15 protein-coding genes and 4 tRNA genes are annotated in these 17,058 nt (G+C 40.2%); 6 read left to right on the forward strand and 13 right to left on the reverse strand.

What is annotated here, in order from left to right; translation table 11 throughout:
• Positions 1-233 precede the first annotated feature (233 nt).
• The 7 genes from R7P80_RS14760 to R7P80_RS14790 form a co-directional block, all read right to left on the reverse strand.
• Entirely contained in the window at positions 234-935 is a 702-nt protein-coding gene (locus R7P80_RS14760; RefSeq protein ID WP_169643992.1) for a response regulator transcription factor, read from the reverse strand.
• 107 nt (positions 936-1,042) lie between these two features.
• A complete protein-coding gene (locus R7P80_RS14765; RefSeq protein ID WP_169643994.1) occupies positions 1,043-1,924 on the reverse strand; it encodes a hypothetical protein in 882 nt (293 codons plus the stop codon).
• Positions 1,914-4,298 (reverse strand): fimbria/pilus outer membrane usher protein, encoded by a 2,385-nt coding sequence (locus R7P80_RS14770; protein ID WP_169644015.1) that lies wholly within the window; start codon positions 4,296-4,298, stop codon positions 1,914-1,916. The genes R7P80_RS14765 and R7P80_RS14770 overlap by 11 nt, the downstream gene beginning before the upstream one ends.
• 91 nt (positions 4,299-4,389) lie before the next feature.
• The gene (locus R7P80_RS14775; RefSeq protein ID WP_169643996.1) at positions 4,390-5,085 is read right to left on the reverse strand and encodes a fimbria/pilus periplasmic chaperone; all 696 of its coding nucleotides are present in this window, start codon (positions 5,083-5,085) and stop codon (positions 4,390-4,392) included.
• A gap of 2 nt (positions 5,086-5,087) precedes the next feature.
• Positions 5,088-5,795, reverse strand: a complete 708-nt coding sequence (locus tag R7P80_RS14780) for a molecular chaperone (RefSeq protein ID WP_169643998.1) — start codon at positions 5,793-5,795, stop codon at positions 5,088-5,090.
• 75 nt (positions 5,796-5,870) lie between these two features.
• On the reverse strand, positions 5,871-6,371 hold the full coding sequence (locus R7P80_RS14785; protein ID WP_169644000.1) for a hypothetical protein: 501 nt from the start codon (positions 6,369-6,371) through the stop codon (positions 5,871-5,873).
• A 77-nt stretch (positions 6,372-6,448) separates the two neighbouring features.
• Complete coding sequence (locus tag R7P80_RS14790) at positions 6,449-6,955, reverse strand: hypothetical protein (RefSeq protein ID WP_225492135.1); 507 nt, start codon at positions 6,953-6,955, stop codon at positions 6,449-6,451.
• 480 nt (positions 6,956-7,435) lie between these two features.
• Between R7P80_RS14790 and R7P80_RS14795 the strand changes: the two genes are divergently transcribed.
• From R7P80_RS14795 to R7P80_RS14810, 4 genes are all read left to right on the forward strand, one after another.
• Positions 7,436-7,522, forward strand: a tRNA-Leu gene (locus tag R7P80_RS14795).
• Positions 7,523-7,558: 36 nt separating this feature from the next.
• A tRNA-Cys gene (locus R7P80_RS14800) sits at positions 7,559-7,632 on the forward strand.
• A gap of 307 nt (positions 7,633-7,939) precedes the next feature.
• Complete coding sequence (gene amyS, locus R7P80_RS14805) at positions 7,940-9,463, forward strand: alpha-amylase (RefSeq protein ID WP_203345459.1); 1,524 nt, start codon at positions 7,940-7,942, stop codon at positions 9,461-9,463.
• 130 nt (positions 9,464-9,593) lie between these two features.
• Entirely contained in the window at positions 9,594-9,848 is a 255-nt protein-coding gene (locus R7P80_RS14810) for a hypothetical protein (protein ID WP_005375990.1), read from the forward strand.
• 74 nt (positions 9,849-9,922) lie between these two features.
• Here R7P80_RS14810 and R7P80_RS14815 read toward each other — a convergent pair whose 3' ends face one another.
• Positions 9,923-10,711, reverse strand: a complete 789-nt coding sequence (locus tag R7P80_RS14815) for a lipase family protein (protein ID WP_005375991.1) — start codon at positions 10,709-10,711, stop codon at positions 9,923-9,925.
• A 69-nt stretch (positions 10,712-10,780) separates the two neighbouring features.
• Positions 10,781-11,710 carry a CHAD domain-containing protein gene (locus R7P80_RS14820; protein ID WP_021707732.1) on the reverse strand — a complete coding sequence of 310 codons (930 nt, stop codon included), beginning with the start codon at positions 11,708-11,710 and terminating at the stop codon, positions 10,781-10,783.
• 301 nt (positions 11,711-12,011) lie between these two features.
• Between R7P80_RS14820 and R7P80_RS14825 the strand changes: the two genes are divergently transcribed.
• A tRNA-Leu gene (locus R7P80_RS14825) sits at positions 12,012-12,098 on the forward strand.
• A gap of 36 nt (positions 12,099-12,134) precedes the next feature.
• Positions 12,135-12,208, forward strand: a tRNA-Cys gene (locus R7P80_RS14830).
• A 5-nt stretch (positions 12,209-12,213) separates the two neighbouring features.
• Here R7P80_RS14830 and R7P80_RS14835 read toward each other — a convergent pair.
• The 4 genes from R7P80_RS14835 to R7P80_RS14850 form a co-directional block, all read right to left on the reverse strand.
• Complete coding sequence (locus R7P80_RS14835; protein WP_005376038.1) at positions 12,214-13,206, reverse strand: LLM class flavin-dependent oxidoreductase; 993 nt, start codon at positions 13,204-13,206, stop codon at positions 12,214-12,216.
• A gap of 235 nt (positions 13,207-13,441) precedes the next feature.
• The gene (locus tag R7P80_RS14840) at positions 13,442-14,647 is read right to left on the reverse strand and encodes a GGDEF domain-containing protein (protein ID WP_225492133.1); all 1,206 of its coding nucleotides are present in this window, start codon (positions 14,645-14,647) and stop codon (positions 13,442-13,444) included.
• Between the two features lie 133 nt (positions 14,648-14,780).
• Entirely contained in the window at positions 14,781-15,767 is a 987-nt protein-coding gene (locus tag R7P80_RS14845; protein WP_136976404.1) for an ABC transporter substrate-binding protein, read from the reverse strand.
• A 227-nt stretch (positions 15,768-15,994) separates the two neighbouring features.
• Positions 15,995-16,954 (reverse strand): GGDEF domain-containing protein, encoded by a 960-nt coding sequence (locus R7P80_RS14850; protein ID WP_025767735.1) that lies wholly within the window; start codon positions 16,952-16,954, stop codon positions 15,995-15,997.
• Positions 16,955-17,058 lie beyond the last annotated feature (104 nt).

Consider the following 17,058-nt stretch of genomic DNA (forward strand, 5'->3'; position numbering starts at 1 on the left):
AACCACGGTTTATTAAGGCTTTGTTGTACTGCGTCCAGTTAGTTGTTTTGTAACGAGGTTTAGGCATGAGGCTACGATGATTAATGGGTGTAGCCGATCAGATCGTAGCTTCTTGATTTAGTTCCATCGATTTAAGCAACAAAGCCAGCTCGCGGGTGAATAGTTACTATCAAAGAACTGATAGATGAATTAGATGTTTTCACCGTGAATTTAGTTTGCAAGCAATGAAAAGGTTAGTGATGATACTGGGTAAATAAAATTTTATCATAAATAAAGCTTGCCTTTTGAATGGCTTCCTTACGGTTATTTACTTTTAATTTTTTATATATGTTGTAAACATGTGTTTTAACGGTACATTCAGCGATAAATAAATCTTCAGATATCTCACGATTGGATGCGCCTTTGATGACAAGTTTAAATATTTGAATCTCTCTCTTGGTTAAATGAGTCTGTTTCGCTTGCAGCTGTAGTGCATAAGGACGAATGTCGGTTATCATCTCTGTCATTACTTTTCTTGGCAGCCACAGATCACCATCAATTACGCTTTTTAAACAACGCGTAAAGTGCTCTATAGGTGCATCCTGGTAGATAATCCCTTTCAAATCTATGAGATACATTAATTGTGTTTCTGCTACTATCATTTCTCCAATTTCTTTAGGAAAATCATAAATTATCCATTTATTGGATAATACCTGTGATAACGTTACTTGGATATCGATAACCTTTTCTAAGGTTAGATAACTAATAAGAACGAGATCAGAGCTGATGGTCTTAGTAGATTTATTAATTTCTTGTAAGCATTTTCTTTCAAAAGAAAAATAGCCACTTTTGTTTATTTCTTGTATTATAAATTGGTTGCTAATCCCGTCATCGCCTATCAAAAGTATATGCTTTATAGCCCGATTACAATTATGTTCTTGTTCTACATAACTCATAGTTATAATTTCCGTTTTTTATTGTGCTCACTTATAGATTAGTCAATTCTAGGTAACAACGCGGAAGTTTGCCAATGTGGTATTCATATTTTGATATATGTATCGCTTTATGGCTGTTGGGATAAATTAGGTTCGATTGATATCTGCAATGTGTCTTCGTATTGACCTCCAGGTTTTTCTTCTGCGTTACCAATAACAAAGATCAGAGGAATAGGTTGACCAGTCGTAGCAGCGTGACGTGGGATACGTACACTAAATTGTGTAAGATTGACGTAGTCGTTGTCGAAGATAATTTGATAGGGAATATCCCACTTGGGTTCATGTGATTCGTGGCGTAATGCACCATGATTTGATGACTCCAAAACAACCGCATAGGCAGAGTTACTTTGAACCCATAGGTTAGGCGATGAATTGATTACTTTGTTTGAGTGTAACGTTCCTAAGTCAAGGTCATAATGTGGTTGTGATAATCCGTAAAAATGAATTTTCGCTGCTGGTGGTACATCCACAGTGACAGGAAGCAAAGTAGGACTTATTTCTATTTTGCCGTCTATTTGTGCATATGACGTAGCAACTTCTAATACGCCTCGATAGATCCCTGACGTTAACCATTGTTTAGCGGGAAAGCGCATTTGTACGGTTGCAGCAGGTTGGTTCTCGGTCAAAGTAAAGCGCCATTGATTAGCTATTGTGTTACCTGATTGCCCACTCCACTCGAAAAAGAGCGAATCTTGACGGCTACTTTTCAATGATTTACTTGTATCGTCAAGCTGTAAAACTAAGTTCAGTTTGCAGCCCTCACCAATAATATTTGCACTCACACGATAGGTATTGGTTGTTGCAAAACTGCTGTTATTGAAGACATCGTATTTTGCTTGTGTTGATACTGGTTGGATAGACAGAGAGTTAGCTTCACAAGCCCAAACAGAAGGTATATTAGCCAATGGTAGCAAGAACAACGCGCTCCGCTTTAGTTGTTTAATCGACATATAACTCTCCTAATCTGATCAAGGTGTCACTTCGTTCACTAAGATTAATAACTACTGACTCTTGTTCTTTAGTGTCAAGAACGAGTTTGTATTGCCCCGGTTTTAATCCAGAAATCGCAAAAACACCACTACGGTTTGTAAAGAATTCAATTGGTTGTTGCTGTGTTTTACCAAGGTACTGCGCAAAGCCCGCAACAAGTGAAATAGGGCTGTTACTTTGACGATCGAACAGTTTACCAATGACGGTTAATACCGCATCAGAACCAATTTGCAGTTGGAATCCTTTTTTATAGCCAGGTTTAACCCAAAAAGCGCCTTCTCCGAGATCGTAACCGGGTGGTAAGTTTTCCACGTCGTATCCGATCACTTGGCTGCTATAGGCCACAAGGTCAGGAACCAACGCAGAAGAGTCTTCATAGAGATAGACGCGTGCTTGCTTACCGTCTCGGGTAGGGTCGATGGCAATGTCGTTCTCTGCAAGGCTTTCATGTTTATTAATGATGGCAAACGCTTCTCTAACGGGTCTTCCTATTGTCACTGATGACCCTGCAAATGCCACCGCACTACTAAGCTTAAGATCGGTGCTATGATTTCTCGTATTATCACTGATGCTCTCAAGGCGAGAGGTGTGACTCGCGCTTAATTCATAGCGGTTTGCCGTATAGTTAACCCCAAGATTAACATCCGCGTCAGTCTCTTTGTTATTAATGGCACTGGCAAATGCAGAAACGCCGCCAGTGCTTCCAATATTATTTTGATAACTATAATCTAAGGCACTTTCATTGAGTTCTGTTGAATAACGACCAACGACACGTGTTTGTTTGCTGAGTGGCCAACTTAAGGTGAGAGTCGTGCTAATGTCATCGCTCCCCCTCTCGTTATTCTTATAATTAACACGAGCGCTCCACGTGGCGGGTGTATCGAATAATCTTGCAGATAGGCTGGGGCTTACAATCCAATAGTCGTTTTTTTTATCAACGCCAGCTCGATAATTTAGAGTAACAGCCGCGCGTAATGAACGTGAAAGATAGATGGATCCAAAAGCACTAGCATAATGAGTCGTTAAATTAATATCACTGCTTGATGCTTCATATGCCGATATTCCACTGAAGCTATTGCTTAAATATTCATAACTGAGGCTTAACTGTGGCTCTAGTGAGTTTGATTTAGAAAATTCGGCATCGAATGCTACTTTATAAGCGTCACCGCGACCATAAATCGGATGATCACTGTGTGAAGCGTTTAATTCAGTAATGCCTAGTTTAGAAGCGAAAAGTGCGCTAGCACCATATTGGTATAGGTTTTCACGCACTTGAGAATTAACTCCTAAGGTTAACCAAGGTGAGACACCAACATCGAGATAACCGTGAAAAATACGTTCATCCGTGAGGTATTCTAATTGTTTATTTTGGATTTCTGATGGAACGCCATACATGATACTGTATTCGAATTCGCCACTGTTTAATAAATCATTACCGGTCGCAATCGAAAATTCAATGCGTTCTTCATTTCCTGAACGATCAGTAATAACGAGCTCAATATCATTGTTTCCTTGTGCTAGTGGAATATCACTGAGATTATAACTGCCCGCACCAAGGGTTAATCTTTGTACAGGGATGCCATCGATATACACATCGACATTAGACGTGCGCTGGAGTGTGAATGATTGACTTGCACGAGGGCGTACATTTTTGGTGGGTATAAGAGTGAAGTCACGCGTCACGCCAACTCCCAAAATGTCTGTTCCATCTTGAAAAGCTTGACCACTGTTGTACATATCGCCTATTACTACTCGAGTACCTTGTTGGGGGTAATCGATATTAAGGCGTGTGCCTTCTCTAATGTAGCTTGAACCGGTTAGAGAACCATTTTCTATAAAGGATTCATATTCAAAATTAAGCATGCTTAGATTGAATGCTGAGTCGAATCGACTGCGATATAGGCTTTCTCGAGCAGAGTCTTCGTCGACAAATTGACTTTCATTGGCGGAAAGCGACACATTCACATAGCCACTCAAAAGGCTTGGCTTCGCATAATTATATAAATTTCCCGCTTCGCTCATAGATAAATTCTGTGTCAGGCTGGACTGTGGTGGGATTGTCAAGACACATTCTAATGAAGCAAAATCAAAGGTTAAACTTACCCCTGTTTGTGCGAAGTGCTGTTGAGACAATATGTCATCACCACTGGATTCTTTAAGCGCATTTATTACCTCTTGTGTCACAACTGACGTTAGGAGAGACAGGGTGTCCTCTTTGGGTAATAAAATTTGGTTGTCTGCCGTAATGGTGATGTCTGCTTCACCTAATATAGTATCACTGACCCTTAGTAAAGAGGTGAGTTTAATATCTCGGCCAGTTGGATTAAGCACCATTTCTTGGCTGTGGGCAGCAGAATTTATTATGAATAGAACCAAGCAGCACATGAAAGTGGGCGTAACCAACGTGCGCATGATCTTAAAAATGTCAGTTTTCATAACCATGATATATGCCAACGGGTAATTGAATCGAAGAAGAATGTACAGTAATAGTAGAATGAGGCGGAACAAACTGCTCACCCAGCGCCTTATGCACGGTCTGATTAATATCATCAGGAAGGTTGTCGAACCTGAGTAATGAAGTGAAGGTAAATCGATTCCCGGTGTTAGTGAGCGTTAAACTACCATGTTCACCAATATGTAACTTTATGTCCGGTTGAAGAGAAGACGAGTGAACGTGTAACAGTGCATTGTAGTGGATCTGTAGATTAATCCCAGTAGACAAACCATTCACCTTTTCAACTTGAGTACTGCTTCGATTTATATCGGCGGTGCTAAAGCGGATAAAGTAACTTTGCGACATTTCGAGAGGCACTTTACTTAGCCATTGTATTCTAAATGTTTGACGCTTTCCGGGCGCGAGCATTGCTGCGGGCGGAAACACCAAAATGTCTTCATTTGGTGAGCTAGACGTAGACGTTTCAAACGTACCATTAGGCGCAAATGTCAAACGTCGAACGTTGGCTTCAAGTGCGAGCGTTTTGGTTGAGTTGTTGGAAACTACCAACTGCGAAGTTAGTTGATGATCCGTATTTAGCTCAATGACCGTGGGGGAGAGTGTAATTCCAAACGCTTGAGTATATATAAAGCACACTATCACTCCGGCTAATAAACGCCATTGCATCGTTACTCCTCCTGTTCAATATCAATTGATAGTGTACGAATGTTGAAGTTCTCGAGTGGCAACATTTCAAAAGAACGTTTGGAGTGGGGCAATACTAACGTCCCTGAGATACGTTGTGAAATTTCATTTCCTTTTAAATAAGTAGATTGAGTGCCATCGGATACTTTCCACGTCGTGTTGGTTAATCGTCCGTAACTGTTGCCGCTATTCAGCACATCTAGAACCCAATTGTCTTTGTCGTTTTGTTTTATACTTGTGACGGAAAACTGGGGCGAGGTGTTTTGCGGACGAACATTGATGAGCGTGTTGAATCGAAGAAGTAAACTCACTTGGCCTTGATTGCTGCTGGCTCGTTCCACTTTAACTTGTTTAACCGCAACCCGATACGCTTTAGATTCAGTGATGGATGGATCGCCTAAGTAACGAATCATAACTGATTGTGCCCGGCCTGGTTCTATAATGGCAGTGACGGGTATGACCAATAATTCTTCATCCGCAGGCACAATGGTCTCGTTACCATATTCATCCATGGTCATGAAATAGGGTTGTAGTTCTACCGTCAATGGCACAGTAGAGGTATTCTCCACCCGCATCGTCATTTGAGCACGTTTCCCTAATGGTGCCATCTCGGCAGACATCGGTTCTACTTTAAAAGCATGTGCGAACATACACGTAAACGACAAAAAGAAAAATGTGAACCAACGAATCATAGCAGTGAGCTCCATCAAAAAAATCTTACATGACAATAAAGGAGGAGGCGAAATACGCCCCCTCATTCTGTACGTTTAGTTTGAGGTGATATTCACAGTTAATGTGTCAGAGTAGCCACCAGCCCAAGGAGATGTCTCGGTAGTAACAATGTCAATTGATGCACCTACACCAGTAGCCAAATTGCCTGAACCACCATAAGATTGAGAAGCTGAAACATCGTTTAGACCAGGGCCACCCGGTGCGTTCAATGTAAAGGATGCTAAACCGCCAGCAGGGTTAAATGTTGCGTCATATTTTAGAGCAAAGTCTTCATTATCATCCGACTCCAAACCACCTTCCGCACTGGTCATGGTAACGGTCGCACCATCTGCATCATTACATTTCAATTCCAGACCACCTACACTAACGCTTTGAATTGTTGAGACGTTACCAAAGTCAATTAACTGTGTGGCAAGGCCAGTCACTTCACAAACAGGTGATACATAACCAACTAACTGAACGTCACCTGGAGCGGCGTAAGCGTTAGCACCAAAAATAGCGGTTACAGCAGCTGCACAGAGTGTTAGCTTTTTCATAAGAAATTCCTTTCACTTTTGATTGTTGGCTCAATTACGGCTGAGCGTATATTGCTCTGCAGTTATTTGCAGAGTTCCTACTTTGTTACGCTATGAATTGAAGGGTATACTTCAATTTCAATAACGTCATGATAATAACCCGCATAAAGCAAGTTATTTTCGAGCGTTACCCTAAGTACTCCTCGTTGAGTAAAAGGAATAACACCAGAGCTGTCTATCATTGCGGGCGAAAGCAATTGTCTACTAAGTCGACTTTCATTTAATCGAAGCTCATCGACTTGCAACGATAATTCGTAATTTTCAATTAATTCAACGCCCTGATGTTCATATTTAAGGCCACCATATTGAGAATTGATGGTGATCCCCAAAGGGCGATTGCAATATAGTGAGAAGGGCAATGATTGCGTCTTCTGCTCAGAAAAGGTCATCACATTGCCTGATAAAAAAGTAATCTCACAACGATCTTTAATTTGACCTGCTAACCCCATGGTCAAGGTGTTCGCACGGACATAGAAAGGGATCGATAGGCTCATAACCGTTAGCGTTATCACGAATCTACGAAGAGTAAAAAATATTTTAGTCATTTACTCGCCCCTATCTGTTCAATTGCATTCGTTGTTTAACAATTCAAACTATAGAAAGCACAGACTTTGGCATAGTAGTAAAAAAAGTTGATTATTAATGGAGAGTAGGAGAAATAGTATGAGTTTAGTTAAAAGAAATGAGCCCATTTGTTTGCAATAGGTTGATATAAAATGAGTTGTATTTATTGAGGTTAAAAGTTAGCGAATAAAGAATATTTTACTTATTGTAAATGTCTGATTTATAAACTAGCAGAAGTATGCGTTTACGATATGTTTTCAGGCAACGAATTGCTAGTACAAAAAGGGGATAGGAATCGACATTTCTGGTATTAATTTATACAAATAGGTGGATTTATCTCCAGTCAGTTGATAAATAGAATATTTTTTGTTGACCAGATAAATTAATCCGTTAAAGTACGCCTCGTTCTCACGGCAAAGGTCGCGAGATAGATGGTGTCTAACCCATCGCATGATTGCGTTGCCCTGGTGGTGGAATTGGTAGACACAAGGGATTTAAAATCCCTCGGCGTTCGCGCTGTGCCGGTTCAAGTCCGGCCCGGGGCACCATCAAAATCTTTGGTGACAGAGATACAATATCAGAAAGGCGCCTTGGCAGAGTGGCTATGCAGCGGATTGCAAATCCGTGGACCTCGGTTCGACTCCGGGAGGCGCCTCCACTATTTCGAAAGCCAGTCTTAAATGACTGGCTTTTTTCGTTTTTAGTCCGCCTTTTCGTAACCCTTCGCGCTTTCCTAAAGTCTCCCATGTTTTGATCACCATTCAATATTTTTAATGCGCTAATCATTGATTTTATAAATGTTAGACAACTCAATAATTGTATAGTGTGATTGGTGATAGTTTCTCTTCGATTGTAATCCGAACTTTTTGTATTACAGGCAGCAACCTAGCTAGCGTCATAGTTAGTATCGCTTGGTGCGTATATGCAGAAAGGAGGATTCTAGTCCTTAACGTGAGAGAAAAATAATGAAAACATTCAACCTTAAACCTACACTTTTACCCTTAACTTTGCTGCTCAGTTCGCCTGTAATGGCGGCACAAAATGGCACCATGATGCAGTATTTCCATTGGTATGTGCCAAATGACGGTGCACTCTGGACACAAGTTGAAAACAACGCGTCGGCACTATCTGATAACGGCTTTACTGCGTTATGGTTACCACCCGCCTATAAAGGTGCTGGTGGTAGCAACGACGTCGGTTATGGCGTTTATGATATGTACGATTTGGGAGAGTTTGATCAAAAAGGTTCGGTGCGCACCAAGTATGGCACCAAAGATCAGTACCTAAGCGCCATCAATGCTGCCCATAAAAACAATATCCAGATTTATGGCGATGTGGTGTTCAACCATCGCGGTGGTGCGGATGGAAAGTCTTGGGTTGATACCAAGCGAGTAGATTGGAACAACCGAAATATTGAACTTGGTGATAAATGGATTGAAGCGTGGGTAGAGTTTGATTTCCCTGGGCGCAACGACAAGTACTCAAACTTTCATTGGACGTGGTACCACTTTGATGGCGTGGATTGGGACGATGCTGGCGAAGAAAAAGCTATCTTCAAATTCAAAGGTGAGGGTAAGGCATGGGATTGGGAAGTTAGCTCGGAAAAAGGCAACTACGATTACCTTATGTACGCTGATCTAGACATGGATCACCCTGAAGTGAAGCAAGAGCTGAAAGACTGGGGCGAGTGGTATATCAACATGACGGGTGTGGATGGGTTTAGAATGGACGCGGTGAAGCACATCAAATATCAATACCTGCAAGAATGGATTGATCACCTACGTTGGAAAACAGGGAAAGAACTATTCACGGTCGGAGAGTACTGGAACTACGATGTTAATCAGTTGCATAACTTTATCACCAAAACTTCTGGCAGCATGTCTCTATTCGACGCACCGTTACATATGAACTTCTACAATGCGTCTAAATCGGGTGGTAGCTACGATATGCGTCAAATCATGGATGGTACGCTGATGAAGGACAATTCAGTCAAAGCGGTAACCTTAGTAGAAAACCATGACACTCAACCTTTGCAGGCTTTGGAGTCGACGGTTGATTGGTGGTTTAAGCCGCTCGCTTACGCGTTTATCTTATTGCGTGAAGAAGGCTATCCATCCGTGTTTTATGCAGATTACTACGGCGCGCAGTACAGTGATAAAGGGCATGACATCAATATGGTCAAAGTGCCTTACATTGAAGAGCTAGTAACACTGCGTAAAGATTATGCGTATGGCAAACAACATTCTTATCTCGACCACTGGGACGTAATTGGTTGGACTCGAGAAGGTGATGCAAAGCATCCACATTCAATGGCCGTGATCATGAGTGATGGACCTGGCGGCTCGAAGTGGATGTATACGGGTAAACCAAGTGCTCGCTACGTAGACAAGTTGGGTATCCGAACTGAAGAAGTTTGGACTGATGTGAATGGTTGGGCTGAGTTCCCAGTAAACGGCGGATCTGTCTCGGTTTGGGTTGGCGTTGAATAATCCATTCCTGTGATTTTGATACAGAGTAGGCAATTCTTGATAAAACTCTTCAATGAATCAATGTGTTATTTGATATTCATTCGACAAATGAGTAACTTATAGTTGAGCATAATCTAGAGGAAGATAAAGAATGGAATCTATTGCTGATGTATTGGTTGTGGCTATTGTGTTCGGTGCCATATTTGGGGGCGGGATAATAAAGTTAATCTTGAACCATCGTAAAGAAGTAAGAGCGTTGGAGATATCTGAACGTAATACGATGAGCCGAGAAGAACAAGATAACCTTAACAAGCAAATTGGTGACTTGAAGCGACGTGTTGAAGTGTTAGAGCGAATTGTCACAGATAACAAATATCAACTTGAAAAAGAAATCGCCTCTCTGTAGATCACCACTTAATCGTAAAGCCGGCGAAGTCCGGCTTTTTGGTGTCTGTACGTCATACCTTTCGGATGTTTAACTCAGCGTTCATCAAAAAAGTCTTTGTCGCGAATGTATTTACTCATAAAGTGATAAGAGAACGGTCGCATTAACCAACTAAATAAGGAGCGCCCAAGCCGTATGAGCGTTGGGGTGTTCTCGTATATTCTCCCGTTATATAACCATAGCATTTTGCCTACATGCCAATACAAAAAAGGTACGGGCGGCATAAAGGTCACGATGTCGATGTCGCAACAAATCCTGTATGTTTTGTGCCCCAAACGGTAGCGTTTCTTAAACGTCCAATCTCCGACAGCGGGCTGTCCGAAAGTGACCACGCGTTTAATGCTTTTGGGGTATTTTTTCTCAATATAGTCAGCAAAAACACTGCCAATCGCGCCACCTGAAGAGTGGCCAGTAATAGTGATTCTTTTTCCCCTGAGAATAAGTGGTACAACGATACCTTCGAGGCGTTCGATCACGGTCAACCCTAACCGATCTTCATTCCGGCTCGGTAAACTTTCTTGGAACAACAGATGATAGAAACCCGCGTGAATGCGATAGTTTAGTCCCAACCTTCGACAGCTTCTCGTCCACATCGCGAAGTTCAACAACCAATCACTGATACTGTGTGAGCCTTTAATCACTACGACCACTTCACTCTGTTTTTTACTCCAGAGCACGCGAATCATAATCTTACCGTGTTCATTTCTAATGACTCGTTGCCCATTAGGATCGAATCCATATTGAGTTTGTCTGAAGACGCGAGGGTAGGCGAGATTACAAAGCACCGCATAGCGCTCGTATTGGTATCGTTTTAATGGTTTCACGTTATCTTTCTTAATGGAGCCCAACGATTGACTGTAATTAATGAATATTAAGAATACGTGAACCTTGATTTAGGGTCGGTAGAGATTTTGTGTATTGGAATCGCGAATGAAAGACTCAAACTGGCTTAAATGTGTCAAGATGGTTTGGCGAGAGAGTTCATGATGTTCGCTAAGCACGTTAATTAGCTTTTTCAAAGCCTTACGATCTTGTTTATTGAGATTTGCTGTTTCTTTGAGTTGTGCGAAAAATTCAATTTGACTTGAAGTGTCGTTAAAGTCACCGAGCTTGTCTTGCAATAGTTTTAGTTGTTTCACGTTGTTTTTGTGCTGTTGGGAAGGATAGAGCGTGGAAAATCCTTCTAACAAATAACGAAGCGCTTTGCACTTTATCCGCATCGAATGAATCACGCTGTCACGACTTTTGTCCGAGATTTTGCGTCGTGCTTTATCAACTTTTTTAAATTGAACGGAGATTTTTTGGCTTGCGAAAAGTAACGCAGGTACGTTGCTATCCACTGGTTCGTGTTGCGTACTTCGCAACATACTATTCCTGATCAAAGTGCAGTGCGTTGTGTATTCTTGTGTATCTAGCCAACGCGTAACTTTTGCTTGTTCGTAAGCACGTTCAGATTCTATAAAGCAAAAAAGTTGCTCAAGAGACGATTTGTGATTTGGGAGCATTTCAATGTATTGGTTTTTGTCCAAGATAAATACGTCCAAATCACGCAGCTTATTTGTTTTCTTCATCATTATTCTTAAATGAGGTTTCAAAATACGCTGTTCAAAAGGAGGGATCAGTTCGCGAAGTAGTGAGCATAGTGAGCGTATGCGCCTCAGTGTGACGCGATATTGGTGTGTATATTCAGGATCCAAGTCGTCGATGACTCCCTGCTCCAGAGAGCGTGCATAATCAAATTCAGTAAGGAAGAAGTGGGGCACTACGAAGTCGAGTTCGGAGTCGGCATGTAAGGGTAAGTGAAATGATGGTTTTCGAAACATGATGAGCGCTATTTTGTTCTCTGAAATACACGTTAAGTTTATACCCATACTGTTAACTTGCGCGATTTGTTGGCTCTTCATTGATATAAAATGAGAAGGTTAAAAGGCACGAAAGCAAAGTGTATTGATGATCAAATAAGCAAAATGATCGCCCTTTGTTCGTTAGAGTCGTCTTTTTAACCATTTGAATAAAAAAGACTAATTTTTTGTTGACCAGATAAATTAATCCGTTAAAGTACGCCTCGTTCTCACGGCAAAGGTCGCGAGATAGATGGTGTCTAACCCATCGCATGATTGCGTTGCCCTGGTGGTGGAATTGGTAGACACAAGGGATTTAAAATCCCTCGGCGTTCGCGCTGTGCCGGTTCAAGTCCGGCCCGGGGCACCATCAAAATCTTTGGTGACAGAGATACAATATCAGAAAGGCGCCTTGGCAGAGTGGCTATGCAGCGGATTGCAAATCCGTGGACCTCGGTTCGACTCCGGGAGGCGCCTCCATTCTTTTACTTGTCCATGAGTTCCGATAGTAACCTGTAGGATCTCAACTTCTCAGATTGTTCAAACACCATCGTGTTTACCATAATTTCATCTGCCCCAGTGCGTTCCAAAAGTTTCTCAATTTTCTGTCTTACATATGTTTGATCACCATGGATAGATTCACGTAATTGAGTTTCAACGTGAAGCTTTTCCTGTGCTGACCATAGTGGTGCCATACTTTTCACTGGTGCGCGAAGTTTTTCGCGATTGCCGCGAATCATTTTTAAGAATTTTTGCTTCTCTGTTGTCGCGAGAAAATCTGCATGTGACTGAGTATCCGCTACGATAACGTTGGCACAAATCATCACATAGGGTTGAGCTAAATGCTCGGATGGGACAAACTCATCTCGATAAAAGTTTAGAGCACGAGACATTGCATCTGGAGCAAAGTGTGCAGCAAATGCGAAAGGTAAGCCTCTCTTAGCTGCTAAACGTGCGCTGTATGTACTCGACCCCAGAAGCCAAATCGGCAGAGATGTGTTGTTACCTGGATAAGCCGCGACTGGTTGATTTCGAGATACGGGACCAAGAAAGAAATTAAGTTCCTCCAACAGCTCTTCAAAGTCAGGATCCATATGCTCTGGTTCCCGCCTTAATGCATGCATTGTTTGGTAGTCGGTGCCTGGTGCGCGTCCTAATCCGAGGTCAATACGACCAGGGTATAATGCCTCTAACGTTCCGAATTGCTCTGCAATAACTAGTGGTGCATGGTTAGGTAACATGATTCCACCTGATCCTAAACGGATCGAGTTCGTGTGCGCTCCAATATGACTGAGTAATACACTGGTTGCGGCACTGGCGATGTCGGGCATGTTATGGTGTTCAGCCATCCAAAACCGATGATAGCCCCAGGACTCGATTGATTGAGCTAATTCAACGGAGCGTTCGAACGTTTCGGTGAAGTTTGTTCCGTCGGACACGGGTGCCAAATCCAGAACAGATAAACGAGGAAAAGACATAGGATAGTTATAGCCTGTTAATGAATCTTAACTATCATATGGTGGTGAAAGTTGACGTTTAAAAGGGGAGGATTAACCATTCACAATGGATTATTTTTCTTCAATGCTTGGAGAGCGTTTAGCTTACGAGTTTAGCTTTTGCTATGTGATAAAAGCGGCTTTATTACTGTAAGTGGCCACAGTGGTCGATGTCGTTGAATATTCGCATGTAGAACGTTTCCACAGCTACTTTAGATTAAAACATAGGCCTCTTTAACAGCGAACTGCTGTTGTCGACAATAGTGAACGAGCTAGTTTTAGAACGTTTTGACTGATACATAGACTTGTCTGCCGCTGTTAATAATTCATGTACATTCGACCCATGCTCAGGATAGAGTGCAATACCAATGCTAGCTCCGACGCATAACTCTTTACCTTTAAAATGAATTACTTTTTCTATTTCTTGGATATAGCGTAGTGCACATGCAGACAGAGACGTACCTGTTGTGTGTGAACGATGAATAATAATAAATTCATCTCCACCAAAGCGGCCTACCATGTCTGATTCGTCGATAATACTTGATAATCTACTAGCTACAGATTTTAACACTGCATCACCTGCCTCATGGCCATGGCTATCGTTAATATCCTTAAATAAATTTAAATCTATAAAAAACAAACTAAACCTATTCTCACTGCCTCTGAAATTACGCGTAAGCTGGATCAAATGTTTTTCTATTGCTCGACGATTGTAGATATTAGTTAAGGAGTCGTGCTCAGACAAAAATACCAAACTTTCTTTTTGACGATTTAGAACTGAAGTTTGATTCTCTACTTCTTCTTTAAGTTTTGATTTTGATATTGTTGTGTGGTTTAACAATGCCGCCATTTTATTGAAGTAACAAGACAGATTTTCAAATTCCGTGAATTGATTTTCTGAAGGGATTTTATAGTCAAAATTTGACCTGCTTAATTGTTTTATTCCATTTATAAACCTTTGAAAGCTTCTCTTGAACTTTATTTTTATATAAAAGCATAATAGCATAACAACCAGAGAGATAAAAATAATACCTGCTTGAGTGTAATAATTTAAATTTTGTAGTTTTGTAGACTTATTATTAAGTATTTTTTTATAAATATATATTATTTCATTATTCATATCCTGGGATACAATGTTTATTCTGGATTGTATGACAGGATTTGATTTATTATAATTTACGACTGAATCATAATGGCGATCTTTGTCTAGTAAATGATTATTTTCGTATTGAACTAAAAAATACAGTTCGAGATTCATTTTTTTTAGGTCTTTAGTAAGGTATAAAACATCTTCATTTTGAGATAATAATTCGTTTAATTTGTTATGAGAAATCATGAATTGTGTGAAATTGTTTTTTCCCCTATTTTGAGTGTAAGCCCAAAGATAACTACTTAATGACTCTAATGATATTTGTATGTCCATTATTTGGTTTAATTGTTTCTTGGCTTTATAATCTTCTATTTTTATGAAGCTTATGTATACTATAACGCTGATACATAGTATTACGCTTAGACTGAATAGTGATGCTAAATAGTGGTTTAACGAACGATGCATTTTAATCTAGACCATCAAAATATGAATTGATATAGTTTTCTTTAAATATTTTTCTGTAATTTGGAATCTGTCCTTCTACATAGTTTTGTTTTAATGCCCAATTAGCTTCTGATTGTAATGTAAATAATAAAGAATTCGTTAAATTTAATCGAAAGTTATAATCATCCCAACTCCAAGATATTTCTTCAACTGTTGTGTTAAGTTTTTGTGATAGTATTTTCATTGTTAAATGAGGGTTTTTATCCATCCAGTTAATTGAGTGATGAAGTGACTTTATTATTTTCATTACTTCTTGATCTGATTTTTCAATGTGTATTTCTTTTGATACAAGCAAAAAGTAAAGTTTATACACGCCAATAATTCCTATGTTCTTTACTTCTTCATTTATTCTATTCTTGGCCATAAATCCGTATGGCTCCCAAGTAGATATTGCATCGACGTTTCCTTGTATTAAATGATTTATAATAACCTGCGTTGTTGATGATATTTTTTCTACTTTTTCTAAATCAATGTCATTTACCTGTAGCAACAAGTCTAAGTAATATTCGCTAGCGCTCTTTTTTATTACACCAACCTTTTTTCCTGGTAATTTATCTATACTTTCTATACCAGACCGCTTTTTAGTTAGCAGCTTAATATCATTCGTAGAAGATGCAAAAGAAGTGATTAATGCTAAATCTTTGTATTCAAAGCTTTTAAACATCAGTACGCTTTCAGAAAAAGTGGCGTAATTAACATGGTTTTCTAGAAGTAGGTTTGAACATTCGACCCCTCCAAAGCACATGATAAGTTCGACGTTTAAATCGTTTTCTTCAAACGCACCTATGTGCTCTGCAATGATAAAAGGGGCTGACAGAGGCGTCTTAGATATACCGATTGTTGTAGGTTTGTGGATAGCATTTGATACCGTTGTTAACTTTAAATAAGCAACTACTAATGCAGAAAGAACTAAAATTATGATAACTGTAGAAATCTGTTTTGTATCCATCAAAAACAACTCCCTTCATAATAGTAGTAATTAATCTATCAGTTAAATGAGTGTAGTTGCTTATTGGGTTGATGCTAGGAGAGGAGGGGATTTATTTGTATCGTGCCAAATTTATGAGTACCTAGGGGTAATTTCGGTAACTGGCTTAGATATAAAGAATTTATCTTTAGTTAGTTCAAGTTGTAGCAAATGACTGATTTCATAACATGATGATTTATGGAGAGATATCAACTTTTTAAGTTGAAAAATTGTACTCCATTTTTGCCATTTTTCTTTATCTCATACATTGCGTGATCGGCTTTTTGATACACTTCATTAAACGGTTGCTTTCCTTTGTTAAAGAGACAAACACCGATACTCATTCCTATCGTTACTTTATGTAAGTCTTGATTTATCGCTGGAATGATTGAATCTAAGAGTTGATTGCAAAGTTGGGATATCTCCTCTCGACTTGAATGCCAGTTTAAGATAACAAATTCATCGCCTCCTATGCGTCCAACTTGAGACTTGCTTGACGCAAGCTCTGTTAAGCTATTGGCGATATTGATGAGGAGGGTGTCGCCAGTATGATGGCCTAGCTGGTCGTTAACTGCTTTAAAATTATCTATATCAACAAACACTAAAGCAGACTGCTGAGACGGTTCGGTTTGAGGTTGATGATTAAAGTTTTCCTCAATTGCTTTTCTATTTAACAATCCAGTCAATGGATCACTCGAAGCCAACTTGGCCAGTTGCTGCTCATAACGCTTTTCTTTTGTAATATCGATATGAGTACCCATCATCCGTAGTGGTTCGCCATCAGAACCATACTCGACGATGCGCCCTCGATCGTAGACCCAGCTATCACTGCCGTCTTTATGAATCATGCGATGCACTACCTCATAAAGGTCGGTCTTGCCTGCTAGGTGATCTTCAAATGCACCCACCGCAAGATCATAATCTTCAGGGTGGAGATTGTTTTTCCACGTTTCAACCGTCGCGGTTAACTCATGGGGCTGATAACCTAGCATTTTTCCCCACTGCATATTGAATATCGTCAAAGTACCTGAAGGAATATGCTGCTCCCACAAACACAGTCCATTACTGTCGAGTGCAGCATTCAACTTTTCTTGTAGTCGCGCATTCTTCCGCTTCAGCTCTTCATTTTCTTTTTCTAAGCAGGCAATTCGAGTTAGATATTCTTCCATTTTGCGCATAATTTACGTCGTTTTCGGAGCGACAATATACGAAAAATACTTTGCAATTTCTATGATTGAGCTTGGAGATATAAATATTGAATATGCGGTAAATA

The sequence above is a fragment of the Vibrio sp. 2092 genome, assembly GCF_033339635.1.
Lineage (GTDB): Bacteria > Pseudomonadota > Gammaproteobacteria > Enterobacterales > Vibrionaceae > Vibrio > Vibrio alginolyticus.